Annotated in this window: 20 protein-coding genes; 13 read left to right on the forward strand and 7 right to left on the reverse strand. The window is 64.9% G+C overall.

The genetic code is table 11. The features are described 5' to 3' along the window. Positions 1–2 precede the first annotated feature (2 nt). From B2W22_RS20890 to lpdA, 4 genes are read left to right on the forward strand one after another with little or no spacing between them, the layout of a single operon-like run. Entirely contained in the window at positions 3–2,186 is a 2,184-nt protein-coding gene (locus B2W22_RS20890; RefSeq protein WP_286939415.1) for an alpha-ketoacid dehydrogenase subunit alpha/beta, read from the forward strand. Beyond that, complete coding sequence (locus tag B2W22_RS20895; RefSeq protein WP_286939416.1) at positions 2,183–2,671, forward strand: VOC family protein; 489 nt, start codon at positions 2,183–2,185, stop codon at positions 2,669–2,671. The genes B2W22_RS20890 and B2W22_RS20895 overlap by 4 nt, the downstream gene beginning before the upstream one ends. A gap of 10 nt (positions 2,672–2,681) precedes the next feature. Further along, positions 2,682–4,073: a pyruvate dehydrogenase complex dihydrolipoamide acetyltransferase gene (locus B2W22_RS20900; protein ID WP_286939417.1), complete on the forward strand. Its 1,392-nt coding sequence runs from the start codon at positions 2,682–2,684 to the stop codon at positions 4,071–4,073. An 8-nt stretch (positions 4,074–4,081) separates the two neighbouring features. Continuing rightward, a complete protein-coding gene (gene lpdA, locus B2W22_RS20905) occupies positions 4,082–5,479 on the forward strand; it encodes a dihydrolipoyl dehydrogenase (protein ID WP_286939418.1) in 1,398 nt (465 codons plus the stop codon). 126 nt (positions 5,480–5,605) lie between these two features. On the opposite strand, the gene B2W22_RS20910 is transcribed toward lpdA, so the two are convergent. The 6 genes from B2W22_RS20910 to B2W22_RS20935 form a co-directional block, all read right to left on the reverse strand. Continuing rightward, on the reverse strand, positions 5,606–6,487 hold the full coding sequence (locus B2W22_RS20910) for a LysR family transcriptional regulator (RefSeq protein ID WP_286939419.1): 882 nt from the start codon (positions 6,485–6,487) through the stop codon (positions 5,606–5,608). Between the two features lie 19 nt (positions 6,488–6,506). Continuing rightward, entirely contained in the window at positions 6,507–7,862 is a 1,356-nt protein-coding gene (locus tag B2W22_RS20915; RefSeq protein ID WP_286939420.1) for a type II toxin-antitoxin system HipA family toxin, read from the reverse strand. Between the two features lie 2 nt (positions 7,863–7,864). After that, entirely contained in the window at positions 7,865–8,125 is a 261-nt protein-coding gene (locus B2W22_RS20920) for a helix-turn-helix transcriptional regulator (RefSeq protein ID WP_175139537.1), read from the reverse strand. 237 nt (positions 8,126–8,362) lie between these two features. Next, the gene (ilvD, locus tag B2W22_RS20925) at positions 8,363–10,231 is read right to left on the reverse strand and encodes a dihydroxy-acid dehydratase (RefSeq protein WP_286939421.1); all 1,869 of its coding nucleotides are present in this window, start codon (positions 10,229–10,231) and stop codon (positions 8,363–8,365) included. A 139-nt stretch (positions 10,232–10,370) separates the two neighbouring features. Next, entirely contained in the window at positions 10,371–11,183 is an 813-nt protein-coding gene (locus B2W22_RS20930) for an AraC family transcriptional regulator (RefSeq protein ID WP_175122179.1), read from the reverse strand. Positions 11,184–11,329: 146 nt separating this feature from the next. Further along, positions 11,330–12,229 (reverse strand): LysR family transcriptional regulator, encoded by a 900-nt coding sequence (locus B2W22_RS20935; protein WP_239215167.1) that lies wholly within the window; start codon positions 12,227–12,229, stop codon positions 11,330–11,332. 186 nt (positions 12,230–12,415) lie between these two features. On the opposite strand from B2W22_RS20935, the gene B2W22_RS20940 reads away from it, so the two are divergent. The 7 genes from B2W22_RS20940 (at position 12,416) to B2W22_RS20970 (ending at position 20,451) form a co-directional block, all read left to right on the forward strand. Then, a complete protein-coding gene (locus B2W22_RS20940) occupies positions 12,416–12,961 on the forward strand; it encodes a GNAT family N-acetyltransferase (protein WP_175122177.1) in 546 nt (181 codons plus the stop codon). Next, complete coding sequence (locus B2W22_RS20945) at positions 12,958–14,196, forward strand: MFS transporter (RefSeq protein ID WP_286939423.1); 1,239 nt, start codon at positions 12,958–12,960, stop codon at positions 14,194–14,196. Before B2W22_RS20940 ends, B2W22_RS20945 begins: the two co-directional genes overlap by 4 nt. Positions 14,197–14,332: 136 nt before the next feature. Next, positions 14,333–14,503: a hypothetical protein gene (locus B2W22_RS20950; RefSeq protein ID WP_239215171.1), complete on the forward strand. Its 171-nt coding sequence runs from the start codon at positions 14,333–14,335 to the stop codon at positions 14,501–14,503. A 415-nt stretch (positions 14,504–14,918) separates the two neighbouring features. Next, on the forward strand, positions 14,919–15,446 hold the full coding sequence (locus tag B2W22_RS20955) for a hypothetical protein (RefSeq protein WP_286939424.1): 528 nt from the start codon (positions 14,919–14,921) through the stop codon (positions 15,444–15,446). Then, a complete protein-coding gene (locus tag B2W22_RS20960) occupies positions 15,443–18,715 on the forward strand; it encodes a T6SS effector BTH_I2691 family protein (RefSeq protein ID WP_286939425.1) in 3,273 nt (1,090 codons plus the stop codon). The genes B2W22_RS20955 and B2W22_RS20960 overlap by 4 nt, the downstream gene beginning before the upstream one ends. Positions 18,716–18,798: 83 nt before the next feature. Then, positions 18,799–19,515 carry a DUF6708 domain-containing protein gene (locus B2W22_RS20965; RefSeq protein ID WP_286939427.1) on the forward strand — a complete coding sequence of 239 codons (717 nt, stop codon included), beginning with the start codon at positions 18,799–18,801 and terminating at the stop codon, positions 19,513–19,515. A 219-nt stretch (positions 19,516–19,734) separates the two neighbouring features. After that, positions 19,735–20,451: a DUF6708 domain-containing protein gene (locus B2W22_RS20970; RefSeq protein ID WP_286939428.1), complete on the forward strand. Its 717-nt coding sequence runs from the start codon at positions 19,735–19,737 to the stop codon at positions 20,449–20,451. A gap of 106 nt (positions 20,452–20,557) precedes the next feature. On the opposite strand, the gene queC is transcribed toward B2W22_RS20970, so the two are convergent. Then, positions 20,558–21,277: a 7-cyano-7-deazaguanine synthase QueC gene (gene queC, locus B2W22_RS20975; RefSeq protein WP_175122173.1), complete on the reverse strand. Its 720-nt coding sequence runs from the start codon at positions 21,275–21,277 to the stop codon at positions 20,558–20,560. Positions 21,278–21,444: 167 nt separating this feature from the next. Here queC and ppc point away from each other — a divergent pair, with 167 nt between their 5' ends. Together ppc and B2W22_RS20985 are read left to right on the forward strand one after the other, a co-directional pair. Beyond that, a complete protein-coding gene (gene ppc / locus B2W22_RS20980) occupies positions 21,445–24,294 on the forward strand; it encodes a phosphoenolpyruvate carboxylase (protein ID WP_175122172.1) in 2,850 nt (949 codons plus the stop codon). A gap of 12 nt (positions 24,295–24,306) precedes the next feature. Next, positions 24,307–25,128, forward strand: a complete 822-nt coding sequence (locus B2W22_RS20985) for an alpha/beta fold hydrolase (protein ID WP_175122171.1) — start codon at positions 24,307–24,309, stop codon at positions 25,126–25,128. Positions 25,129–25,412 lie beyond the last annotated feature (284 nt).

Consider the following 25,412-nt stretch of genomic DNA (forward strand, 5'->3'; position numbering starts at 1 on the left):
TCATGGCCACCTACCAACCGCTTGAGCCCCAGGCGCCCTGGCGGCAACTGACGGCCGAGGCCTCGGACTGGCAGCAGGCTGACCCCGCGCTGCTCGGCACGATGCTGACCCAACTGCACTGGATCCGCGCTTTCGAGGAAGCCGTGCTGGAGCTGGCCGCCGAAGGCCTGGTGCACGGCCCCGCGCACTCGTCGGTGGGCCAGGAAGGCGGCGCCGTCGGTTCGGTGCTGGCCCTGGGCGCAGGCGACCAGATCAACGGCTCGCATCGCGGCCATCACCAGTTCCTGGCGAAGGCGCTGCAACACGTCGCGCCGCTTGGACTGGATCCGCGCACCCCGCTGACGCCCGCCATCGACGAAGTCCTGCACAAGACGCTGGCCGAGATCATGGGCCTGGCCAACGGCTACTGCCGCGGCCGCGGCGGCAGCATGCACTTGCGCTGGCTGGAAGCCGGCGCATTGGGCACCAACGCGATCGTTGGCGGCGGCGTGCCGCTGGCCGCCGGCGCGGGCTGGGCGCACAAACATGCGGGCACGGACCGCGTAGCCGTCACGTACTTTGGCGACGGCGCGGTCAACATCGGGTCGGTCCTGGAAACGATGAACCTGACCGCCGCGTGGAAGACGCCGCTGTGCTTCTTCATCGAGAACAACCGCTACGCCGTGTCCACCACCGTGGAAGAGTCCACCGCCGAGCCGCGCCTGTCCGCGCGCGGGCTGGCCTTCAACATTCCGTCCTGGAAAGTCGACGGCATGGATCCGCTGGCCGTGCACCTGGCTATGTCGGAGGCTGTGGCACACATGCGTGCCGGCAACGGTCCGACCATTGTCGAAGTGGACGTCTACCGCTTCTTCCACCAGAACGGCCCCTTCCCCGGCAGCGCCTTCGGCTACCGCACCAAGGACGAAGAGGCGCAGTGGCGCCAGCGCGATCCGCTGGACCGCATCGCCTCGGAAATGATCGCTCGCAAGCTCGTCACGCAGGCCGAGGTGGATGCCCTGCGCCAGCGCTGCAAGGACGTGATGAAGGACGTGTCCGGCCGCCTGACGGAAGCGGCGGACAGCGGCAAGCGCCGCGTGCGCGCCGACCTGTGGCCCAGCCCCGATTTCCGCGACGTGGGCCTGCGCAGCGACGGCGCTGAACTGGAAGGCCTGCGCTACCAGGAAGCCGCCGACCACACCGGCGCGAAGGTGACGCGCAAGTTCGTCGATGCGGTGGCCGACGTGCTGGATCGCCGCATGGAAACCGACCCCGGCGTCGTCGTACTGGGCGAGGACGTGCACCGCCTGAAGGGCGGCACCAACGGCGCCACGCGCGGCTTGAAGGACAAGTACCCGGATCGTGTGCTGGGCACGCCGATCTCCGAGAACGCCTTTGCCGGACTGGGCGGCGGGCTGGCGATGGACGGCCGCTACAAGCCCGTCGTGGAATTCATGTACCCCGACTTCATGTGGGTCGCGGCCGACCAGATCTTCAACCAGATCGGCAAGGCGCGTCACATGTTCGGCGGCGACATCGACGTGCCGTTCGTGCTGCGCACCAAGGTCGCGATGGGCACGGGCTACGGCTCGCAGCATTCGATGGACCCGGCCGGCATCTTCGCCACGGCGCCCGGCTGGCGCATCGTTGCCCCGTCCACGCCGCACGATTACGTCGGCCTGATGAACACGGCGCTTGCGTCCAAGGATCCGGTGCTGGTCATCGAGCACGTGGATCTGTATGCGTCTTCGGGCGACGTGCCCGACGGCGACCTGGACTACGCCATTCCCTTCGGCCGCGCACAAGTGCGCCGCGAAGGCGGCAAGGTCACCATCCTGACGTACCTGTCCATGGTCAGCCGCGCGCTGGCGGCCGCCGAACAGGCGGGCGTGGACGCCGAAGTCATCGACCTGCGCACGCTGGACCGCGCCAGCCTGGACTGGGACACCATCGGCGCCAGCATCCAGAAGACCAACAACGTGCTGATCGTGGAGCAAGGCGCGCGCGGCACGTCCTACGGCGCCATGCTGGCCGACGAGATCCAGCGCCGCTACTTCGACTGGCTGGACCAGCCGGTCAAGCGCGTCACCGGCGGCGAGGCCTCGCCCAGCATCTCGAAGGTGCTGGAACGCGCGGCGTTTGCCGACACCGACGAGGTGATGGCGGGCCTGGCCGACGTGCTGGCCGATCTGGGGGAACCGTCATGAGCGCCCTGCACATGACCGTGCCGATGGAAGTCGGCATCTGCTGCACAGACCTGGATGCGCTGGCCGCGTTCTACACCGGCGTCATGGGATTGACGCTGGTGAACCGCGTGACGGTGCCCGCCGGCAAGGCGCAGGCAACGGGCCTCACGGCGCACGGCTATGACGTCGCGCGTCTGCAGACGCCGTACGGCGAGCGCATCAAGCTGCTGCAACCGGCCGTTGCCCCTGAACCCGCTGTGCGCGGCGCGGCGATTCTGGACCGCCAGGGCGCCGCCTACCTCACCTTCATCGTGCGCGACCTGCGCGGCGTGGTGCGCGATCTGGAATCGAAGGGCGTCGTCTTCGACAGCGCGCCCGCGCCCATGGAAGTGCGGCCCGGCACGTGGCTCGCCTTCTTCCGCGACCCCGAAGGCAATGTGCTCGAACTCGTCGAATACGACGACCCCGCCGCGTACCGGCCCGACCTGGCCGGTGCCGCTGAATAGGAAGAACATCGTGGCAACCCTCATCAAACTCCCATCCGTAGCCGCCGACGCCTCGGGCGGCATCCTGCATCAGTGGCTCAAGCAGGAAGGCGATCGCGTTGCCGTCGGCGATGCGCTGGCGGAAGTCGAAACCGAAAAGGCCATCGTCGAGATCAACGCCGAACAGGCCGGCGTGCTGGGCCGCATCGTGGTCCAGGCCGGGCCGGCGTCGGTGCCGATCAACACCGTGATCGGCGTGCTGATCGCGGATGGTGAAGACGCGGCGGCGATTGATCGTGCGCTGGCTGAGCAGGGTGGCGCGGCGGCGGCGACGGAATCGGCTGCTGGAGCGTCGGCTGGAGCGTCGGCTGGGGCGTCGGCTGGGGCGGCGACGGCTGCCTCGGCGGCGGGCGGAACGTCGGCTGGTGCAGCGTCGGCCGGCGGGGCACCGAACGCCGGAGCGCCGACAGGGCAAACGGCTGTGGCCGGCAACGTCGCGTCCGGCGCTGCCACTGCCTCGCAGCAAGCCGGCAGCGCGTCCGCATCCTCGACCGCTGCCGTTCCCGGCGGCCGCCTCTTCGCCAGCCCCGTCGCCCGGCGCCTTGCCGCGCAATGGCACGTCGACCTGCTTGGCGTCACCGGCACCGGTCCGCATGGCCGCATTGTGCGGCGCGATGTCGAGTTGGCGCGTGACCGCGCGCCAGCCGCAGCGCCCGCCACCGCGCCGCTCGCCGGCCGCCCCGCCGCGCGCCGCGTGCCGCACACCGGCATGCGCCGCGCCATTGCGCGCCGCCTTACCGAAAGCAAGCAGCACGTGCCGCACTTCTACCTGACCGTCGACTGCCGCATGGACGCGCTGCTGGCCCTGCGCGCGCAGGCCAACCACGGCGGCGCGGTGAAGTTGTCGGTCAATGACTTCATCGTCCGCGCCGCCGCGCTGGCGCTGCGCGAGGTGCCCGAGGTCAACGCGTCCTGGCACGACGATGACATCGAATATCACGCCGGCGCGGACATCTCGGTGGCGGTGGCCACGGACGGCGGCCTGGTCACGCCCATCGTGCGCGACGCCGACGTGAAATCCCTGTCCGCCGTCGCGGCAGAGATCGTCGAACTGGCCAAGCGCGCCAAGGTCAATCGCTTAAAGCCCGAGGAGTTCACCGGCGGCTCGCTGACGGTCAGCAACCTGGGCATGTACGGCATCAGCCAGTTCGCCGCCATCATCAATCCGCCGCAGGCCGCCATCCTGGCCGTCGGCGCGGCCGAACGCCGGCCGGTGGTCGACGACGATGGTCAACTGGTTGCCGCCACCCTGATGACGGTGACGCTGTCGGCCGACCATCGCGTCGTGGACGGCGCGGTCGGCGCACGCTGGCTGGCCGCCTTCCGCGCGCTGATCGAAAACCCCGTGCGCATCCTGCTGTGAGCCCCGCCATGACGAAGACGAGTTTTGATCTGGTGGTGGTGGGCGGCGGGCCGGGCGGCTATGTCGCCGCGATCCGCGGCGCGCAGCTTGGCTTGTCGGTCGCGCTGGTCGAGCGCGCTGAATTGGGCGGCATCTGCCTGAACTGGGGCTGCATTCCCACCAAGGCCTTGCTGCACAGCGCAACCGTGCTGCGCGCCTGCCGCGAGGCCGCGCACTACGGCGTGACGGGCGCGGCAGAAGCGCGTCCCGATCTGGCCGCGATGGTCGCCCGGTCACGCAAGGTGGCCGGCCGGCTGGGCCAGGGCGTGGCGCACTTGATGAAGAAGAATGGCGTGACGGTGTTCGCGGCCAGCGCGCGGCTTGCCGGGTCCGGCAAGTTGGCGCTGGACAACGGCGCCACCCTGTCGGCCAAGCACATCATCCTGGCCACCGGCGCACGTGCTCGCGAACTGCCGGCGCTGCCCATCGGTGAACGCATCTGGGCCTACCGCCAGGCGCTGGTCCCGACCGAAATCCCGAAGTCGCTGCTGGTCGTGGGCGCGGGCGCCATCGGCGCCGAGTTCGCCAGCTTCTATCGAGCGGTGGGCGCCGAGGTCACGCTGATCGACATGACGCCGGAGATCCTGCCGCAGGAAGACGCCGAGATCTCCCAGTTGGCGCGCAAGGCCTTTGGGAAGCAAGGTATCCGCGTGCTGACCCGTTGCGCCGTGACGGCCTCGTCGACCACCGCCGACGGCGTCAAGGTGACGGTGGAGCATGACGGCAAAAAGATCGAAGAGACGTTCGACCGCGTCATCGTCGCCGCCGGCATTGTCGGCAACGTCGAGAATCTTGGCCTGGAAAAGACGCGCGTCAAAGTCGAAAAGACGCACATCGTCACCGACGGCCTGTGCCGCACCGGCGAGCCGGGCGTCTACGCGATCGGCGACGTGGCCGGCGCGCCGTGGCTCGCCCACAAGGCCAGCCACGAAGCGGTGCTGTGCGTGGAGGCCATCGCCGGGTTGCCGGTGCATGCCATCGATCCGCTGCGCATTCCCGCCTGCACGTATTCCTATCCGCAGGTTGCCAGCATCGGCATGACCGAAGCCCGCGCGCGTGAACACGCCACGAAGACCGGCGGCGAGATCCGTGTCGGGAAATTCACCTTCGCCGGCAACGGCAAGGCGATTGCGATGGGCGAGGATCAGGGGCTCGTCAAGACGGTGTTCGACGCCAAGTCAGGCGAACTGCTGGGCGCGCATATCATCCATCCGGAGGCGTCCGAGCTGATCACGGGCTATGGCGTGGCAGCGTCGTTGGAGGCCACCGAAGAAGACCTGATGCACACCGTGTTTGCGCACCCGACGCTGTCGGAAACGCTGCATGAATCGGTGCTGGCGGCATTTGGACGGGCACTGCACGCGTAGCGGTTGTCGACGGGTGTCGGACACCGTCGTCGTTCATCGGTGTCAGACACCCTTGCGGCATCGGTTCAGGCTGACGAGTCTCAACCCGGGTGTCTGACACTGGCGCATTACTCCGCCGCGCCCCCCTCAAATCCGACCCGCGTAAAAATCCAGGAAACACGCAATGCGCCGCGACAGCTGCGTATTGCGGTGATACACCGCGTGCATCGGCTGCAGGTGATCGGTGTATTCGCTTTCCAGCACCTTCACCAGGCGCCCGGCCGCGATATCCTCGCGCACGACAAAGTCCGACAGGCAGGCAATGCCGACGCCGCGCAGCGCCAGCTGCCGCTGCGTCTCGCCGCTGGACGTCGCAAGCGTCGGCGTCGCCTGAAAACTTGAACCGCCGGCATGGCGCAGCGGCCAGAGGTTCAGGCTCTCCGGCTGCGTGAAGCCCAACACTTCATGGTCCGCCAGATCCTCCACCGTGCGCGGCGCGCCACGCCGAGCGATGTAATCGGGACTGGCCATCATCCAGCGCGGCGACGGCCGCAGCGCGCGAGCATGCAGCGTGGAATCGGTCAGCAGGCCCATGCGCAGCGCAACATCGGTGCGATGCTCCATCAAATCCACGATGCGATCGTTGCTGGTCAGTTCCAGCGAAATCTCCGGATACGCGCGCCGGAACTCGGCGACGTGCGGCACCACGCAATGCAGCATCACCGGCACTGACGCATCCACGCGCAGACGGCCTGCGGGCCGCTGGTGGACCATGCGCATGCACTCCTCGGCCTCTTCCAGCGCCGCCACGATCTGCCGCGCCTTCGGCAGAAAATGCCGGCCCTCTTCGGTCAGCTCCATGCGGCGCGTGGTGCGGTTCAGCAGCGTGACGCCCAGGTCTTCTTCAAGTCGATGCAGGCCACGGCTGACCCCCGATGCGGTCTGGCCGAGCATTTCGGCTGCGGCGCTGAGGGAGCCGGCGTCGACCACACCAAGAAACAGGCGCAAGGCGTCGGAATTCAGGGACATTGGTTCAGACTCCTTCTGACTAACCTGCCAGTCTGTCTGCTGCGGCCTGCAGCCCCTGGAGGATGGTATCGGCCACGTGCTCGGGAAACGCAGGCGGCAAAATGTCTCGCACCGCGCGCACCACATGCGGCGTACGCGAAACCAGATCGTCGACCACCGTTTCCACGCCCCGGCCGTCCGGCGCCACGACCCCATGTTCCGCACCGACGGCAAGCCAATGCCGCCGCAGAATGTCGCGCATGAGCCAGTGGGTGTTCTTGGTGCGCACTGCCATGGCCATGCGTGCCTTGAACGGCGACAGCTGGTTGGCGCCGGTACCGATGACGGGATAGGCAGACAGTACGTCGTACAACGGCGTGAGCTCGTACGCGCCGCCGGGTCGCAGAAAAATGCTGAAGTTCTTTGCGTGGCCATCGGTGGCGCGCAGCATCCAGAACAGGACCTGCGACTGGAAAAACGTCCGCCGGTCGCGATCGGGGTCGCGCGAGGTGGCCAGCAGCTTCATGATGCTGCGCATGCCGGGGCCGCCGTCCGATTCGTACTTCAGATGCGGCGGCGTGCCCGTCGCCTGGCACATGTCTTCCTGCGGCAGGCGGATCAGCCAGCGCTTGCCATCATCGTTGCGCCACCACAGGCGGTCGAACCGCTCGACCGCCAGCACCTTCATGTCTTCGAACATCAACGGCTGGGTGCGCGCCACCGGCAGCCCGTACGCATGGAGAATCTCGGAACACAGCCACTCGTTCTCCACCGAATGACTCATGTCGAACTTCAGGTTGCCGACGAGGCCGAGCGGCATTTTGAAGATATGCGTGGTCGGCGTGGCGCCGTGAGGCCTGCACCAACTCCCATCGAGCCACAGCATGGCCGTCTTTTCCTGGGCCCCGGCGATCGAGATGCGGAACCCGTCATCGGCGTCCGCATTGCGCCCGCCCAAAGGTCCGGGAGTCAGGGTGCTGCGCAGCGCCTGGGCCACTTGCGCATCGCTGAGGGGAATGGCGTCGACCTGCGTCACGGGGTCAGGCGCCACGCCGCGGGGCATGACCTGAACAGCGCCCACACAATCCCGACCAACTTCGGCCAACAACGAGAACGCATCAGTGGAACCCGCCTGGAACCGCCGCGCGACGCGTTCGCGAATGTTCTGGCTGTCGGGCAGCAGATTCTCGAAATAGCTGCGCACGCTCTGTCCGCGATGCGGCGGGTTGCCCGGCGTGAAGGGGAGCGAAAGCGAAAGTGGCCGCCCCCGGCCCGAGGCAGTCCATGCCTCGTCGTACTGGAGCGTCTCGCCGATCTGGGGCTGGACGCTCCAGACGCCCACGAAGTCCCCGTTCATCCAGAGATCCAGAGCGCGGTGGTGCGATCGTCGGCCCATGGCTACCAATCCGGTGTGGCCGATGTTTTGGACGCGGAGGATTTTTCCCGTTGCCGCAACACGACTTCCACGCCCAGGATGCCGAGGATCTCAAGCAACCTGTCAGCGCCAAGCTTGCCGGCATTGCGCTCAAACGCCGAAAGCGTTTGCTGCGTGACGCCCAAACGCAGCGCAGCTTCGGCCTGGGTCATGCCAGCCTGTTTGCGGAATGCCCGGAGCAAGGCGGGAAGCTGGTCCGCCGTGCGGACGGTGAAGTCGGACATGCCAGCCCTTGAAGGTGAAGTTTACAGATTCTAGGTTGTAAAACTGGAATACGCAATGTAGGCTGTATTTATCAAATACAACTCCTAAGCTGTATTTCAAAAATACAACGTGCAAGCTGTAATTGATCCTCGCTTTCCCGATGCAGGCAACAGCAAGATGCGCATCGAATATCGTCAGTTGAAAAAAAAACGGCGCACCAAGTGCGCCGCCTTTCACAACAACTCGCCATCAACCGATCAGCGCTTGCCCTTGAGCTTGAGCTGCGACAGATCGCGCACCGCGCCGCGGTCGGCCGACGTGGCCAGCGCCGCATACGCCTGCAGCGCCTGCGACACCACGCGTTCGCGGCCCACCGGCTCCCAGCCGTCGGCGCGCGCGTCCATGGCGGCGCGGCGGCGGGCCAGTTCCTCGTCGGAAACGGCCAGGTGAATCTTGCGGTTGGGGATGTCGATCTCGATCGTGTCGCCTTCTTCGACCAGACCGATCGTGCCGCCTTCCGCCGCTTCCGGCGAGGCATGGCCGATCACCAGGCCCGACGAGCCACCCGAGAAGCGGCCGTCGGTGAAGAGCGCGCAGGTCTTGCCCAGGCCCTTGGACTTCAGGTAGGACGTGGGATACAGCATTTCCTGCATGCCGGGGCCGCCCTTGGGGCCTTCGTAGCGGATCACCACCACGTCGCCCGCCACGACCTGGTCGCCCAGGATGCCTTCGACGGCGTCGTCCTGGCTTTCGAAGACGCGCGCGCGCCCCGTGAAGACCCACTGCGATTCGTCCACGCCGGCCGTCTTGACGATGCAACCCTTTTCAGCGAGGTTGCCGTACAGCACGGCGAGGCCACCGTCCTTGGAATAGGCGCTTTCCTTGCTGCGGATGCAGCCCGTCTTGCGGTCGGTGTCCAGCGTCAGGAACGTGGCGTCCTGGCTGAAGGCGACCGTGGTCGGGATGCCGCCGGGGGCTGCGCGGTAGAACTTCTTGGCTTCTTCACCCGCGTCGCCGGCCACGTCCCATTTCTGGATGGCGTTGCCCAGCGTGCCGCTGTGGACGTTGCCGCAGGACAGATCCAGCAGGTCGGCGCGCGCCAATTCACCCAGGATGCCCAGGATGCCGCCGGCGCGGTGCACGTCTTCGATGTGGTACTTGTCGGTGGCGGGTGCTGCCTTGCACAGGCAAGGCACCTTGCGCGAGATGCGGTCGATGTCGGCCATGGTGAAGTCCACGCCGGCTTCCTGTGCCGCGGCCAGCAAGTGCAGCACGGTGTTGGTCGACCCGCCCATCGCCACATCCAGCGCCATCGCGTTCTGGAACGCGCTCTTGGTGGCGATGCTGCGCGGCAGGACCGATTCGTCTTCTTCGACGTAGTAGCGGCGGCACAGGTCCACGACCAGGCGGCCAGCTTGTTCAAACAGGCCCTTGCGCCAGGCGTGCGTGGCGACGATGGTGCCGTTGCCGGGCAACGCCAGACCGATGGCTTCGGTCAGGCAGTTCATCGAGTTTGCCGTGAACATGCCGGAACAGGAGCCGCACGTGGGGCAGGCGCTGCGTTCGACTTCGGCCACTTCGGCGTCCGACACGTTGGGGTCGGCGGCCTTGATCATGGCGTCGACGAGGTCGATCTTGGCGATGACCTTGCCGTCGGTCGGCGACTTGACCTTGCCCGCTTCCATCGGACCGCCCGACACGAACACGACCGGGATGTTCAGGCGCATGGCGGCCATCAACATCCCGGGGGTGATCTTGTCGCAGTTCGAGATGCAGACCATGGCGTCGGCGCAGTGCGCGTTGACCATGTATTCCACCGAGTCCGCGATCAGTTCGCGCGACGGCAGCGAATACAGCATGCCGCCGTGACCCATGGCGATGCCGTCGTCCACGGCGATGGTGTTGAATTCCTTGGCGACGCCGCCGGCGGCTTCGATTTCCTTGGCCACCAGCGCGCCCAGGTCGCGCAGATGCACGTGGCCCGGAACGAACTGCGTGAACGAGTTCACCACGGCGATGATCGGCTTGCCGAAGTCGCCATCCTTCATGCCGGTTGCGCGCCACAAGGCGCGGGCGCCGGCCATGTTGCGGCCGTGGGTCGAAGTGCGGGAGCGGTAGTGCGGCATGATCTGTCTCAGGCTGTAGCTGTTAGCGTGGGCGGCAAAACGCTAAATAATACGCTGCTTCCGCGCCCGGCCGCCCGTGCGCGCCCTGGAAACGGACGCGCGGCGGTCGGCCGGCCACCAGCCGGCCCGCCGGCGGCCATCAGGCGGACGCCACGCCGCGCGCCGCGAAAGCGCTGGGCGACTCCCCCAGCGCCTTGCGGAACATCGCTGCGAATGCGCTGGGGCTTTCGTACCCCAGGTCCAGCGCCACATCCAGCACCCGATCACCCCGCGCCAACCGCTCCATCGCCGCCAAAAGCCTTGCCTGCTGGCGCCAGCGGCCGAACGTCATACCCGTGTGGCGCACGAAGAGCCGGTGCACCGTCTTGGGATCCACGCCCAATTCCCGCGCCCAGTCCGCTGCCCCGTCCTGCCGTTCCGGATGGCGCACAATGGCGCGGCAGATGCGCGCCAGCCGGGGTTCCGACGGCTGTGGCAGATGCAGCGGCAGCACGGGTTCCTGGCGCAACTCATCCAGCAGCAGCATCATCAGCCGCCCGTCGCGCGTGTCCGGCTCCCAATCCAGCGGCACCTCGGCAGCGGCCGCCATCAATTCGCGCAGCAGCGGTGACACGGACAGCACACAGCACTGCGCCGGCAGGTGTGCCGCCGCCCCCGGCTCGACGAAAACGGTGCGCATGCGCGGTTCGCCGCTCATGCGAATGCCGTGCGACACCCACGCCGGCACCCACACGCCGCGCGTCGGCGGCACGACCCAGATGCCCGCGTCCGTATCCACTACCATCACGCCCGACATCGCGTACACGAGCTGGCCGCGCCGATGGCGGTGTCGCTTGACCCGGTGACCGTCGGGATAGTCGATGGCCAGCCCCGCCAGCGGACGGCGCGAGGATTCGTAGGGATAGAGATCGGGTTCGGCGAGCGGTCGGGTCGTATGGCTCGTAAGGGCCATCCGGGTCTTATGCAGCGTAGGGGCTGTAGCGACCGAAGGAGTCGTAGTGGTCGTAGGAGTCGTACGCGTCGTTCGGGTCGTAGAAACGGTAGAAGCCGTAGCGATCGAAGGCGCCATACGAGTCGAGCCGGATCTGCGTGAAACCGTCATGACGCCCGCCCCCCCAACGCCAGCAGCGCGTCCTGCAAATGCCGCAGCCCGCGGCTGAGCGGCTTGTCGCGCCGCAGGACGATCGCCAGATCGCGCGACAGCCTTGGCGTCAGCGAACGCACTTCAAGCGCGTCACGCCGTCCGGCGCCGGATACCGCCAGCCGGGGCAACACCGCGCAGCCCAGCCCCGCCCCCACGATCTCCTTCATCGCCTCCGTGCTGCCCAGCTCCATGATCGGCTTGGCCGCCACGCCCGCCGCCTCGAACCAGTCATCCACCAGCCGCCGCGTGCGCGCGCCCGGCTCGAACAGCACCAAGGGCAGCCGCGCCAGCGACTGCGGCGTCACGACCTCCGGGATGGCGGCCGGATCGCGCGAAGGAAAGATCGCCACGAACTCGTCCTCCATCACCGGCGTCGCCTGGAACATGCGGCCCGGCGCCGGCAGCGTGATCAGCACGATATCCAACGTATTGGCCTCCAGCCCGCGCAGCATGTCCGCCGTATTGCCCGTGCTGGCCACGATGTCCAGCGCCGGAAACCGCTGACGCAGATCCGCCAGCACCGGCGGCAGCAGATAGGTGCACGCCGTCGCGCCCGTGCCAAGCCGGATCCGCCCCGACACCTGCGACGCATGCGACGCCATCGCCTGCTCGGCCTGCGCAATCGCGCCCTCGATCACGCGGATATGGGCCAGCAATTCCCGCCCCGCCGCCGTCGGCCCCGCGCGGCGTCCCACGCGCTCCACCAACTTCAGCCCGAAACGCCGCTCCAGCTGGCGGATCTGCAGACTGACGGCGGGCTGCGTCACGCCCGCTCGTTCCGCGGCGGCGGAAAAACTGCCCAGTTCGATGACCTGCGCAAACGTGCGCAAGTGGTCCAGATTCAAGCCGCGCATGATCTAACCAAAGTTTTGCTTATGCAAATCATAATAGACCAAAGCTTTATTAATGAATCAGCTTGGCCCACACTGGCGTTTTCGATCGGCCCTGCGTACTCCCACCCTCGGACACCTCCCAACTCATGTGTCCGTTGGTGCGGCGCCTTGCACACCCGATTGCCTACTAAATCTCCGGCCATTTCCATGTCGCCCCATTCGCCCACCGTCCTCATCCGCGACAGCGCGGAAGCCGATCTGCCCGCCATCAAGACCATCTACGCGCATCACGTGCAGCACGGCACCGCGTCCTTTGAACTCGAGCCGCCCTCCATCGCCGAAATGCGCCAGCGCCGCGCCGGCGTCCTAGAAAAGGAAATGCCTTACCTCGTGGCCGAGATCAACGGCGAGGTCGTTGGCTACGCCTACGTCACCCCCTACCGCCCGCGCCCCGCCTACCGGCACACCGTCGAAGACTCTGTCTACGTCAAGGCCGGCCGCGCCGGCCTCGGCATCGGCGGCAAGCTGCTCGCCGCCCTGGTCGAGCGCTGCACCGCCGCCGGCTGGCGGCAGATGCTTGCCGTCGTCGGAGACAGCCGCAACGCCGCTTCGCTTGCCCTGCACGCCAGCCAGGGCTTTCACCCCGTCGGCACCCTGCGGTCCGTGGGCCACAAGCACGGCGAATGGCGCGACACCGTCCTCATGCAGCGCAGCCTCGGCGACGGCGACACCACGCCCCCGCAACGCCCATGATCCGTGCCCGCGCCGTCATCTGTCTGGGCCTGACCCAGCTTATCGGCTGGGGCGTCACCTTCTACCTCATCGGCGCGCTCGGCCCGGCCATGACCGCCGACCTCGGCTGGAGCACCGCCACCGTCTACGGCGGCTTCTCCGCCGCCATCGTCGTCATGGCCCTCGTCTCCCCCGCCGCCGGCGCCGCGGTGGACCGTTGGGGCGGCCACCTCGTCATGCCCGCAGGCGCCGCGCTATCCGCACTCGGCTGCGCCCTGCTCGCCATCACGCACTCGCACGCACTCTACTTCGCCGCATGGGCCGCGCTCGGCGTCGGCATGCGCCTGTGCCTCTACGACGCCGCCTTCGCCGCGCTGGCCCGCGCCGCCGGCCCCGCCGCCCGCAGGCCCATGTCCCAGATCACCCTCTTCGGCGGACTGGCATCCACCGTCATGTGGCCCGTCGGCCACTTCCTGGCCGAATGGCTTGGCTGGCGCGGCGCCGCCTGGTGCTACGCCGCCCTCGCCCTCGCCACCATCCCACTCTACCTGGCCCTGCCCCGCCGCCGCTACACCGCGTCCACCACCGACCCCGGCAGGGCCACCACCGGCCTCACCCGCACCGCCGCCGAACGCCGCCTGGCCGGCACCCTCTACGCCGTCATGGCGATGCTGACCAACTTCCTGGCAGCCGGCAACGCCGCGCACCTTTTCTCGCTGCTGACCGGCCTGGGCCTGGCCACCGCCGCCGCGGTCACCGTCGCATCGCTCTGGGGCATCGGCCAATTCGCTGCTCGTTTAGGCGACGTCCTCGTCGGCGCCCGCCTTCATCCGCTGACGCTCAACCTGGCAGTAGCCCTGGTCCTCCCACTGTGCTTCCTGCTCGCCCTCGTCCCCGGCGGCAACCTCTACGCCACCGCCGCCTACACCTTGCTCTACGGCGCGTGCAACGGCCTCTTGACCATCACCCGCGGCACGCTGCCGCTGGCGCTCTTTGACTTTCGCAGCTACGGCGCGCTGGTTGGGGCGTTGCTGATTCCCAGTTTTCTACTGACCGCTGCGGCGCCTGTTGCGTATGCGTTCGTCATTGAATGGCAGGGCGCGAAAGCAGCAATGATGGTGTCCGCCGTGCTCGCAGCGGTGATTGCGGCTGCGGCGGTGATGTTGAGATGGAAGTTCATCGGGCGGGTGAAGGAGGCTGCGGTGACAGCGGCCGTCACACCCAATGTTGCGCCGGCGGCGCGGGATGGTGTTTAGCATTGGTGTCTCAGTCAATTTGGTTCATTAATAAGACTCCTCTGATTTACACGCAGTATTGGCAGCTTCTAAAAGCGGTAGTGCCATCTGGCACCAAGGACGACCCGTGCGGTCCGTCGCTACCCGGAAGCTCGCCATGCCAACTCAAACCGATCTGCATTCCGCTAGCGCCCTCGGCGAAGCGCCCTTTCAGCTCGTCAAATTCACGCTGCCTGGATGCCTGTCCGAGACGATCCCGCTTGGAGTGGCGCTGGCCAAGGCCGAGCCAGCCGTTCACTTCGGCAGAGCGATGGAGCGCGCCAGGTGATGCGGAGCGCCGTACAGGAATTTGCCCGTAACGGACGCGCATCCAACGACCATCTTTACCTTTTGCTGGACCCGCTGTCGCCGTGTCCGCCAACAGATCCTCTAAGTATTCAATCGTTGACCCAAGCGTTGGGCGCACAGGCGATCACGCCCATAATGCGGCCGGACCTCGCCCATACGCCAGACGCGTGTCCCGCGCTCGTACAGTTGGCGGCACCTGGCGACACAGCGAACATGTCGCTGCTCGCATCCGCTGAACGTCATGCAATTGACGACGCAAGTTATAGGAAGCGCTATGTCTGCGGATGGCTGACTAGTGATCGGCCCATCAATACCGTTGCCGATCACTTAGCTGCGCGCTGCCTGGATGTCATCAAGCCTGTAGCTGGCAAACGGATGACACCCTGGTCGAGCCATTGCGACTCGAACTGCTCGCGGCATCGATGGAACGTGCCTTTCCTGCACTGCTATGGCCGGTAAAGCGTTGGCTATGCCCGACCAGTTGGGGCACCTACACCTTGCTTCGCGGTGCTCCCACCGGGGCCGGCACGGAAGAACTCGTGCTAGCTCGACAGGCTCAACAACTAGCCCCGCTCGTTGGCGACTTCCTGGATGTGTGGCGCCTGGCGTTAACGCTTCCGATGCCGTATGCCCCCATGCGCTGGCGTGGCGTCACGATTCTGCCGCCGCAAGCCGCCGTGCATGCATTCCGGATGATCCGCGACGCTCGCAAACTGGGATTACGCCAAAGCGCAGACATCATCGACCTGTGCACACATCGCGTGTTCATTCATCCCGGTCTTCCACGGCATCCAAAAGTTCAAGCCGATATCGCGATCGCAGCCGCAGGCCAGTCCACATTGCAAGCGCGTTTTGAAAGCTACGACGACTTTGCGTGGCAACGCATCGTTGCGTCATTACCTCCCGCCGCGGACTACACATGAACACCAGCAAAACCCTGACCCAGGCCCGGCGCCAGGCGGCTCCCAATCCCACCGGCACTTGCGCCGCCTGCGAACGTACCGGTTTACCGATCCTGCCGCTACGCCTTGCAATCATGCCGGTCACCGACGGGCTCAGCCAGCATGGCGCACTGAGTCAAAAATCAATTCAGACTGCATTGCGCGTACTGCGGCAAGGTTATGTCTACGTCTTGCTGGACAAAGAAATCTGGCATGCCTATCAGGTCACCCCGGAAGGGTACTTACGCCAGTTCAATCCATTCTCCATGCCGCGGGCGAAGCCCGAGCCGCTAGCCACCTCATGCGTGGACGCGGGCCATGATCTGCGCGCGGCATTCATCAATATCGACACCGCAACGCATAAGCAAGCCTGGATCGCGTTTTCACAAGATCCTTGGCCGAAGGCGACGCTCGATGCTTATCGCACCGGTAAATACGTTGATGGCAAGGCACTGCCGGCTGATTATCGTGAACGGTTCAGGGTGGTCAACCTCTTGACGCTCAAGCAAGATCCGACTGGTGGCAACCAGGCGCTTGCCCTTGAGAACGGCGATGATCTCCACCAGCATGTCGCCGAGTATGCGATCGGCACCCACGATTTCGGTAGCGTTCATGATTGGCATCCCCGTCATGCGCGCTTGGAAGCCATGCAGGCGCAACTGCGCATGCTCGAAAAGCAGCATGGGCTTCCAAAGGGAGTGGCCGGCCTCGTCCTGCCCGACCCGGTGGGAATGGCTGCTGAGCTCAACAGCCTGCGGCTCTCCGTCAACACGATGCGTCAGCGGTGGCGTGAAGAACCGACAAGACGGTATGCCTACCTTACTTCGCAGTGCCTGCTAGGCATCAAGGCTTACATCGCCCAGCATATAGAGGCTGCACATCCGCCGCCCCCGCCACCCAGCGACTACTGGACGTCCAGCGAATCCGGCGTCCCACCCGTATACAGTGACCCCGCACAGGATCGGGCCCGCGCGGTCGACAGCGAGAATAAGCGTCGCATGGCCCGGCTGGAAGATCGTTACTGGGAAACTGGCCCTGCGGGGCGAAAGACCTTTCAGGATTCGTACGACAAGGAAGACGAGAACTTTCAAAAGCAGATCGACGCTTATGCAACCGATTGGGCTGACCTGGTGACTGGCGCCAACTGGCGCCGGGTCATGGCTCTGGACTATGCGGACTCCGATGCGCGTTCGCGGCAATATCGGCTAAGCGCCACTGCGGCTTGTCTTGCAGGCGGCATAACGGATGCCCCGCCACAGCAAACAACAGCGGCAGGCGAGAGCAAACCTGGCGAAAAGCCCACTCCGGAAGTGTTGGGTCCCAGCAGTCAGGTTTGGCAAGACCTTCTGTCCGACGGTGGGAGCCCGGTCTATACCGCACTCAATGGGCAACACACCGACTTGCAGCAAGCGTTCGAACCGCAGTTCACGGACGCAATGCCCTCCGAGGCGGGCAAAAAATACTTTGACGCGATAAAAATGGTCGCCACCAGCAAGGAGGGTAGCCATTGGCGCGGGGCGCTTGTTGTTGAAGCCGCAGACCAGCTGTTGGCGGCCATCCACGATGCGAGCAACCGCCTCGAAAACACCCTGAGCATCGGCGCCAAGGCGGCGTTGGACAACCTCCAGTCCGGCGCCGCCTGGCTATACGGTAAAGCCAAGTTCACCCAGATCACCATCCAGCTCACGGTGGGGGAGTGCTTCGAGCTGCTGTCGAGCGAGATCCGTGAGCATGCCAACTCGGCCCAAAAGGCAACTGGCAAGCGCGCACGCGCCATGTTGCTGGGCAGTCTGATCACCATCCCCAATGCCAATGTCCGCAATGTGCTCATCAACGTCACGCTATGGGCGCATGGAACTGCCGAAGAGGTCAAGAAGCGCATCCTGGATTTCAGTCAAGAAGCCAAGGAGGGCGCGCAAGACATCAAACAGGCGGCCGGCGCACTTGGACAGGAGGTCAAGAGGGAAGCCCAACATGCCTTACGTCAAGTCAACGCCGGCCTGAAGAATCTGGAGCCCGCTGCCACCGCGGTGCTGAATGGAATGCAGGTTGGCGCGGCGGGGGCCCGTCGTGTCGCCAGCAGCACGTTTTCGAGCTTGAAGAGTTTGGCCGTCGGTAGCGTGGATGGTGGCTTATCCTTTATCGGCCTGTACTTTCTAAGGGACAGTTTGAAAAGCGCGATTGCCGACCTGGATGGGAAAGTGGGAGCAAAGCATCCCGAGGCCGTCGCGGCGTTTTACAGCGTTTCGCTCGGCTTCGTAGGAGCGAGTGTTGAGGCGGCGGGCTTAGCGATCAAAATACCGGCGGACGCTGCCAAGGATTTCGTGCTGCGATGGGGAGCGGAGAAAACTCCTGTGCTCACTCGCGTTGTGGGGCTGGGTTCGAAAATGGTGATGATCGGTGGAGCGATATCGGCTTTGGCGGGAATTGCGGATGCCGGTGCGAGTTTTCGTGCCGTCGTACGCGTAATAAAAGCTGGCGAAGCAGTTGTCGCGATACCCTACGCATTTTCTGGCTTTCTATCAATCATCGGAGCAGGGCTTACCTACTTTGGAGTCATTGGATCACTCGCGCTGTTCGGTCCGTTAGGTGCCGGCGTCATTGTTGGACTAGTCGCCTACGCGATGTTGCAGATAGCAAGGAGCCTAGAGTCTGACGCATTGGAAAAATGGGCTCGGCGTTGCTATTTCGGTCGAACAGAAAGCAGTGAACGCTGGCGCGATCCGGACGATATGGACGTCGCCATCGCTGCACTCAATGCCGCAGTACTCGGCATGGACGTCGACCTCCGCTTCTCAAATGAAGACCGAGCGATATCGAAAGACGAGCTCTACAGCGAAGACGTCGAAGTGCTCAAAAACCGCGGCGCAGTCAAGAAAACAAAGGCGCTTGTTTACAGCGCAACCTTACCCGGCTTCGATGCCGAACGATCGCGCTACCGCTTCGCCCTCACCATCGAGCGTTTTGACCTCGCACGAGACGGCAAACGTCGCCCTATTCTGTCTTCCCACGTCATGGCATCTGGGCAAGTCAACGATACTGCCCGTGCCATCCAAACTTCGACCTTAGACGATTCGGATTACACGTTGGTCGGTGAGACGAAGCCGACATCGGAACGGCCAGTCCTTAGCGGCTGGTATTGGTTGGATCCCATCAACAAGATCAAATCGGCCACATTTGCTGTGGCATTCTGGCCCGATAAGGACGACAGTACCGGCTTCGCTGCCATCGAGATCACGGAGCAACTCTGATGGCGAGACCACAGCTAAATCCCCCCTGCGCCGGATGGCAATGTGACCTCCCCGGTCCGAATGACCCTCTTATCGAGCCCCCCATGCTGCTCTGGCGAGCGCCGACGCACATGGACGAAATATATGTCGAATTCGCTCGGAGTACATCCGTTCTGCGGGGTACGCTTCTTATCTTTTCGCTGCTGATTGCATGGACATGCCTCGAACAGACAATTCTGATCACCAGGCATTTCAGCGCTATCACGACGACGGGGGTTGGAGCATTTGAAATTGGAATGTTCTTGCTGTTTGCGATTGCGATTGGCCTATGCGTTTGGGCAGTATGTGTTTTCTATCGCGCCGACGTCTCACCTCCCCGCGATCTTCCGCTTCGCTTTAATCGTCTTCGCCGCAAGGTTTACGTTTATGGCTTCCATTCAGTCTGGTGGAATCCTTGCGAGCGCGCCTACGTGACCACCGCGAGTTATGACTGGGACAATCTGCGCGCGGAGAAATGGAAAGTCCGAGGCGCGACGCCAGGCGGAGGTCTCATCATCAAGGAAGGCGTCTCCATCGCGGTTGTAGAACCGGGTACCAATCACGTCGTGACGCGCTTCCATCTAAACACCGACGCTGCAAACACCTCGAATTTCTGGGCCTACGTGTGCGCCTACATGCAAAACGGTATCGAAGGCCTCGACCCCGATCACGCCGAACCGCGGGATGCCAACGACGTCGCCCCGTACAACATCGCTTTGCGTCTAGCCCCACGAGTTCAATGGCCCGCGGATATGGACCGTGAATCCCGAACGGCACCGTGAAAGTCCTTGAGGGGAGGGTGTAATTTGCTTCCCCAAAAAATGGGCCGTGCGCCATCCCGCTGCTGCTTAACGGCTCTGATGCTTTTGTTTCATGAACTCCAGCTTCACCGCCAAAGAAATTAGGAAAGGACTCTGATGGCAAGACCGCAACTTAATCCCCCCTGCGGCGGCTGGCAACGCGATCTGCCAGGTCCCAATGATCCTCCAGATGAGGCCCCCATGCTGCTCTGGCAGGCGCCGACGCACATGGACGAAACGTATATCGAGTTCGCTCGCAACACTTCGAGTATGCGCGGTGTTTGCTTTTTCTTTTTAGCGCTGGTCGCATGGGTTCTTCTAGAGCACTTAGTAATGGCCGCAAAGGATATATATTCACTCGCCACTACAGGTGTTAGCGCATCTATGGCCGGAATCTTTCTGATGCTTGCCAGTTCAATTTCCATCGGCCTGTGGACAGCGTTTGTAATCTACCGTGCCGACGTATCCCCGCCCCGCGATCTTCCGCTTCGATTCAACCGTCTACGCCGCAAGGTATACGTCTATGACTTCCATTCTGTATGGTGGAATCCCTTCGAGCGCGCATACGTGACCACCGCCAGCTATGACTGGGACGATCTGCGCGCGGAGAAATGGAAAGTCCGTGGTGCGACGCCAGGCGGAGGTCTCATCATCAAGGAAGGCGTCTCCATCGCAGTTGTGGAACCCGGTACTAACAAAGTCGTAACACGCTTCCACTTAAATACTGACGCTGCTAACACCTCCAATTTCTGGGCCTACGTGTGCTCCTACATGCAGAACGGCATCGAAGGCCTCGACCCCGATCACGCCGAACCGCGTGATGCCAACGACGTCGCACCGTACAACATCGCTTTGCGTCTAGCCCCAAGAGTTCAATGGCCTGCGGATATGGATCTGGAATCCCGAACCGCACCATGAAGGCGGGCGAGGCCGGAGATTCAATCTGTTTCCCCGAAGCGGCCGTTCGCCAGCCGACTGCTGCGGTTCGTGCGTCTGTTCCAAGCACCAGAAAATAACCGCCAGCTCAACCCTCAGCCGCCGAAGCCACCACCCACTTCTCCCACCCGATCTTCCTCAGCTTGCAAGCCGGGCACTCCCCGCACCCATAGCCCCAATCATGCCGAGCCCCCCGCTCCCCGAGATAACACGTATGGCTTTCCTCGACGATCGTCTCCACCAACGCATCACCCCCCAGCGCATAAGCCAACGCCCAGGTTTCCGACTTATCGATCCACATCAACGGCGTCTCGATCGTCACCCGTGACCCAAGTCCAAGTCCCAGCGCCACCTGCTGCGCCTTGATCGTGTCATCCCGGCAATCCGGATACCCGGAAAAATCCGTCTCGCACATTCCACCCACCAGCACGTCCAACTGCCGCCGATACCCCAGCGCCGCCGCCAGCGTCAGGAACAGCAGATTGCGTCCCGGCACAAACGTATTCGGCAAGCCGTTCGCCTGCATCTCGATCGCCCGGTCGCTGGTCATCGCCGTATCGCCCACCTGCCCGAGCACCTTCAGGTCCAGCAGATGGTCCTCGCCCAACCGCGCCGCCCAGTCCGGAAAACTGGCCCGGATCTCGCGCAGCACATTCAGCCGCGCCGACAGTTCGATGTGATGGCGCTGTCCGTAATCGAACGCCACCGTCTCCACGTGCGCATAGCGTTCCAGCGCCCAGGCAAGACAAGTGGTGGAATCCTGCCCGCCCGAAAACAGCACGAGCGCGCGACGTTGATGATTTTGCATAAAGGGGGCTTCTGGAATAACGAAGGGATACCCCGCACTTTAACCGAGCAAACCGCCTCCCCCGTAAGGAACGCTGCGTAAAATCGACCGATCATTTTCAAGGTTTGCCCGCAACGCCCGCTTCGACTCAATCCCCTTCCAACCGCCGTCAGACGGATCCCCGCACGATGAATGCCAAGCGCACGCAGTCCGATTCCGCAGAACCCTTGCGTCACGATATCCGGCTGTTGGGCCGGTTGTTAGGAGAGGTCATCGAAGAATGCGAAGGCAAGCGCGTCTTCGACACCATCGAGACCCTGCGCCGCACCGCCGTCAAATTCCGCCGCGAAGGCGACGAGGCCGACAGCAAACTGCTCGAACAACGCGTCAAGCGCCTGCAAGGCAGCGACCCCAACTCCGTCGCCCGCGCCTTCAGCTACTTTCTGCATCTGGCCAACATCGCCGAAGACCGCGACCAGAACCGCCGCCAGCGCGCCCGCGCGCTCGCCGACGGCACGCCCGCCCGCGGCAGCCTGCGCGAAGCCATTCAGATCCTTGGCGGACAAGGCGTCAGCGTTGCGCGCATCCGCCGCCTGCTGGCCGAAGCGTGCGTCATGCCCGTCCTCACCGCGCACCCCACCGAAGTCCAGCGCAAAAGCACCCTCGACGTCCACCGCGAAATCTCCACCGCCCTCGCCCAACGCGAAGCCCAGTTGACGCCCGACGAGCTCGCCGAACTCGACACCGCCCTGCTCGGCCGCGTCGCCACCCTGTGGCAGACCCGCATGTTGCGCTACACGCGCCTGACCGTCGCCGACGAAATCGAGAACGCGCTCTCCTACTATCGCAGCACCTTCCTGCAGGTCATCCCGCGCCTCTACGGCGACCTCTCCAAGCTGCTCAACCGCGAATCCGCCAAGCCCTTCGCCGCCCCGCCGCCGCCGCTCGAACCCTTCCTGCGCATGGGCAGCTGGATCGGCGGCGACCGCGACGGCAATCCGAACGTCGACGCCACCACGCTCGAGCGCGCCCTGCTGCGCCAGGCCACCGTCCTCTTCGAACACTACCTCCAGGAAGTCCACGCCCTCGGCGCCGAACTCTCCATCACCACCCTGCTCATCGCCGCCGACCCCGAACTGCTCGCGCTCGCCGAGCGCAGCGGCGACGACTCCCCGCACCGCCGCGACGAACCCTACCGGCGCGCCCTCGTCGGCATCTACGCCCGCCTGGCCGCCACCGCGCTGCGGCTCACCGGCCAGAACCTCGCCCGCCGCAGCACCGTCGCCGCCCCCGCCTACGACGCCCCCCAAGAGCTCGCCGCCGACCTCGCCGTCATCGCCGCGTCGCTCGGCGCCCATCACGGCGCCCCGCTGGCCAAGCTGCGCCTGTCCGGCCTGCAGCAGGCCCTCGAGGTCTTCGGCTTTCACCTCGCCACCGTCGACCTGCGCCAAAGCTCCGACGTCCACGAAGCCGCGCTCGCCGAACTCTTCTCGCGTGCCGGCGTCACCCACAACGGCAAACCCCTCGACTACCTCGCGCTGTCCGAAGAAGAACGCGTCGACCTCCTGCGCACTGAACTCGCGCAGGCACGCCCCCTGGCCTCCCCCTGGATCGCCTACTCCGAAGACACCACCCGTGAACTCGCCGTCCTGCGCGCCGCCGCCGCCGGCCGCGCCCGCTACGGCAAACAGGCCGTGCGCCAGACCATCGTCTCGCACACCGAAACCCTCAGCGACCTGCTCGAAGTCATGGTCCTGCAGAAAGAGGCCGGCCTCATCGCCCCCGCCGGGCAAGACATCGCCCCCGAAGACGGCCTCATGGTCGTCCCCCTCTTCGAAACCATCCCCGACTTGCAGCGCGGCGCCGACATCATGGCCGCCTGGCTCGACCTGCCCGAGATCCGCCAGCGCGTAAAACTTGCGCAAAACGGCGCCCAGGAAGTCATGCTGGGTTACTCCGACAGCAACAAGGACGGCGGCTTCCTCACGTCCAACTGGTCGCTCTACCAGGCCGAACGCGCACTCGTCGACGTCTTCTCCACCCGCAACGTCCGCCTGCGCCTCTTCCACGGCCGCGGCGGCTCCGTCGGACGCGGCGGCGGTTCCAGCTTCGACGCCATCCTCGCCCAGCCCCCCGGCACCGTCGCCGGCCAGATCCGCCTGACCGAGCAGGGCGAAGTCATCCAGAGCAAATACAAGGACGCCGAAGTCGGCCGCTGGCACCTTGAACTCCTCATCGCCGCCACCCTCGAATCCAGCCTAGCCCCCCGCGCCGAAGCCACCAGCGCCGAAGACGCCCACATGGCCCACCACGGCCCCGCCATGTCCTTCATGTCCGACACCGCGCAACGCACCTACCGCGGCCTCGTCTACGACACCCCCGGCTTCGCCGAATACTTCTTCGCCGCCACCCCCATCAGCGAAATCGCCGGCCTGAACATCGGCTCGCGCCCCGCCTCCCGCAAGAAAGGCCAACGCATCGAAGACCTGCGCGCCATCCCGTGGGGCTTCTCCTGGGCCCAATGCCGCCTCATGCTCACCGGTTGGTACGGCATGGGCTCCGCCATCGAGGCCTATCTCGAAACCGGCGCCCCCGACGCCCCCCGCTCGCGCCGCGGCCGCCTTGCACAACTGCGCGAAATGGCCCGCGACTGGCCCGCCTTCCGCACCCTGCTCTCCAACATGGAAATGGTCCTGGCCAAATCCGACCTCGCCATCGCCGCCCGCTACGCCCAACTCGTCCCCCAACGCGCCCTGCGCGAACGCATCTTCGGCGCCATCAGCGCCGAACACGGCCGCACTGTCGGCATGCTGAAACTGCTGACCCAACGCGAACTGCTCGCCGACAACCCCACGCTGCAGATCGCCCTGCGCGAACGATTTGCCTATATCGACCCGCTGAATTACCTGCAGGTTGATCTCATCCGGCGTCATCGCGCGGTGCAGAAGAATCCCAGCGCAGAGGTCGACAAGCGCGTGCAACGCGCGATTCACCTGACGATCAACGGAATCGCGGCGGGGCTGCGGAATTCGGGGTAAGAGGCACCAGCCATGAACTCGGTGAACTCGACATTGCAGGTCGCGTCCGGCGCTGCCATGATCGCCGTGGAAACGGCGGGCAGCGGTTTGCCCGTCGTCTTCCTGCACGCCAACGTCTGCGACCGGCGCATGTGGCGCGCGCAGTTGAAAGCAAGCGGGCCGGATTACCAAGCCATCGCGTATGACCGGCGGGGCTTTGGGGAAACCCGCGCGCAAGCCCAGGACCACTCCGCCGTCGCCGATTTGTTAGCCGTCATCGACGCCACGGCCGGTTCCACGCCGGTGATCTTGGCCGGCTGCTCTCAGGGCGCCAGCATCGCGCTGAATGCGACCTTGATGCACCCTGCCCGCGTGCGCGGGCTGATGCTGATTTCACCCACCGTCAATGGCGCTCCAGCGCCCGTCTACCCGCCGGTAATTCTGGAGATGGTCGCGCGTCAACGCGAGGCGGAATCGGCCGCAGATCGTGGCCGGATCAACGAGATCAAAGCTGAACTCTTTTTGGACGGCCCATTGGCGGATCCTGGGCGCGTTACCGGCGAGACACGCCGCTTGTTTCTGGAAATGAACGCTATTGCGCTGGCGGCAGCGCCCGTCGGTACTAATCGCGACGATTTTGAGGCGTTCACCCGGCTAGGAGCAATCGATGTTCCTGCGTCAATCGTATGGGGCAAGTTGGACTTTCCTCACATTCAGGAACGCGCTTACACGGTGGCGCGGCTATTGCCACACGCGCAGGGTCACGCGCTGGAAGGGGCGGCCCATCTTGCGGGGCTTGAGCAGCCTGATGAGTTGACCGGACTGCTTAAGGACCTGGTCAAACGCTGCACTTGAAGCGGTGCGCCACCAGATTTGTCGAACGGCATATTCACACGGCCGGCGTCAAACACCAAGGACACTGCGCAATCGCGAAGCGTCATCACACCGACGCAAGACACCGCGTAAGCCCCGCCAGGCCGCCCGCGCGGCCGTCGCGGGGCGGGCATCGCAAGATGCTTCAAACCCGCGTCGGCCGAGATAAGAATCTCAAGAACCCCGCTCGGCCCAGCGACCGCCAAGTTCAATCCACCGAGCCCGGCGCGTCGTCGGCCTGGGGTGCGCGGGGCGTGTAGATGCGC

Origin of the sequence: Achromobacter sp. UBA4530 (genome assembly GCF_002388205.1) — a bacterium.
Classification (GTDB): Bacteria; Pseudomonadota; Gammaproteobacteria; order Burkholderiales; family Burkholderiaceae_B; genus Achromobacter; species Achromobacter animicus.

What these genes read in the sequence shown, in the direction of transcription:
- B2W22_RS20895 (WP_286939416.1), top strand. Translation starts at nt 2,183, where the DNA reads ATGAGCGCCCTGCACATGACCGTGCCGATGGAAGTCGGCATCTGCTGC.
- queC (WP_175122173.1), bottom strand. Translation starts at nt 21,277, where the DNA reads ATGCAAAATCATCAACGTCGCGCGCTCGTGCTGTTTTCGGGCGGGCAG.
- B2W22_RS20945 (WP_286939423.1), top strand. Translation starts at nt 12,958, where the DNA reads ATGATCCGTGCCCGCGCCGTCATCTGTCTGGGCCTGACCCAGCTTATC.
- B2W22_RS20930 (WP_175122179.1), bottom strand. Translation starts at nt 11,183, where the DNA reads ATGGCCCTTACGAGCCATACGACCCGACCGCTCGCCGAACCCGATCTC.
- B2W22_RS20950 (WP_239215171.1), top strand. Translation starts at nt 14,333, where the DNA reads ATGCCAACTCAAACCGATCTGCATTCCGCTAGCGCCCTCGGCGAAGCG.
- B2W22_RS20965 (WP_286939427.1), top strand. Translation starts at nt 18,799, where the DNA reads ATGCTGCTCTGGCGAGCGCCGACGCACATGGACGAAATATATGTCGAA.
- B2W22_RS20915 (WP_286939420.1), bottom strand. Translation starts at nt 7,862, where the DNA reads ATGGGCCGACGATCGCACCACCGCGCTCTGGATCTCTGGATGAACGGG.
- B2W22_RS20890 (WP_286939415.1), top strand. Translation starts at nt 3, where the DNA reads ATGGCCACCTACCAACCGCTTGAGCCCCAGGCGCCCTGGCGGCAACTG.
- lpdA (WP_286939418.1), top strand. Translation starts at nt 4,082, where the DNA reads ATGACGAAGACGAGTTTTGATCTGGTGGTGGTGGGCGGCGGGCCGGGC.
- B2W22_RS20920 (WP_175139537.1), bottom strand. Translation starts at nt 8,125, where the DNA reads ATGTCCGACTTCACCGTCCGCACGGCGGACCAGCTTCCCGCCTTGCTC.
- B2W22_RS20940 (WP_175122177.1), top strand. Translation starts at nt 12,416, where the DNA reads ATGTCGCCCCATTCGCCCACCGTCCTCATCCGCGACAGCGCGGAAGCC.
- ppc (WP_175122172.1), top strand. Translation starts at nt 21,445, where the DNA reads ATGAATGCCAAGCGCACGCAGTCCGATTCCGCAGAACCCTTGCGTCAC.
- B2W22_RS20985 (WP_175122171.1), top strand. Translation starts at nt 24,307, where the DNA reads ATGAACTCGGTGAACTCGACATTGCAGGTCGCGTCCGGCGCTGCCATG.
- ilvD (WP_286939421.1), bottom strand. Translation starts at nt 10,231, where the DNA reads ATGCCGCACTACCGCTCCCGCACTTCGACCCACGGCCGCAACATGGCC.
- B2W22_RS20970 (WP_286939428.1), top strand. Translation starts at nt 19,735, where the DNA reads ATGCTGCTCTGGCAGGCGCCGACGCACATGGACGAAACGTATATCGAG.
- B2W22_RS20960 (WP_286939425.1), top strand. Translation starts at nt 15,443, where the DNA reads ATGAACACCAGCAAAACCCTGACCCAGGCCCGGCGCCAGGCGGCTCCC.
- B2W22_RS20935 (WP_239215167.1), bottom strand. Translation starts at nt 12,229, where the DNA reads ATGCGCGGCTTGAATCTGGACCACTTGCGCACGTTTGCGCAGGTCATC.
- B2W22_RS20910 (WP_286939419.1), bottom strand. Translation starts at nt 6,487, where the DNA reads ATGTCCCTGAATTCCGACGCCTTGCGCCTGTTTCTTGGTGTGGTCGAC.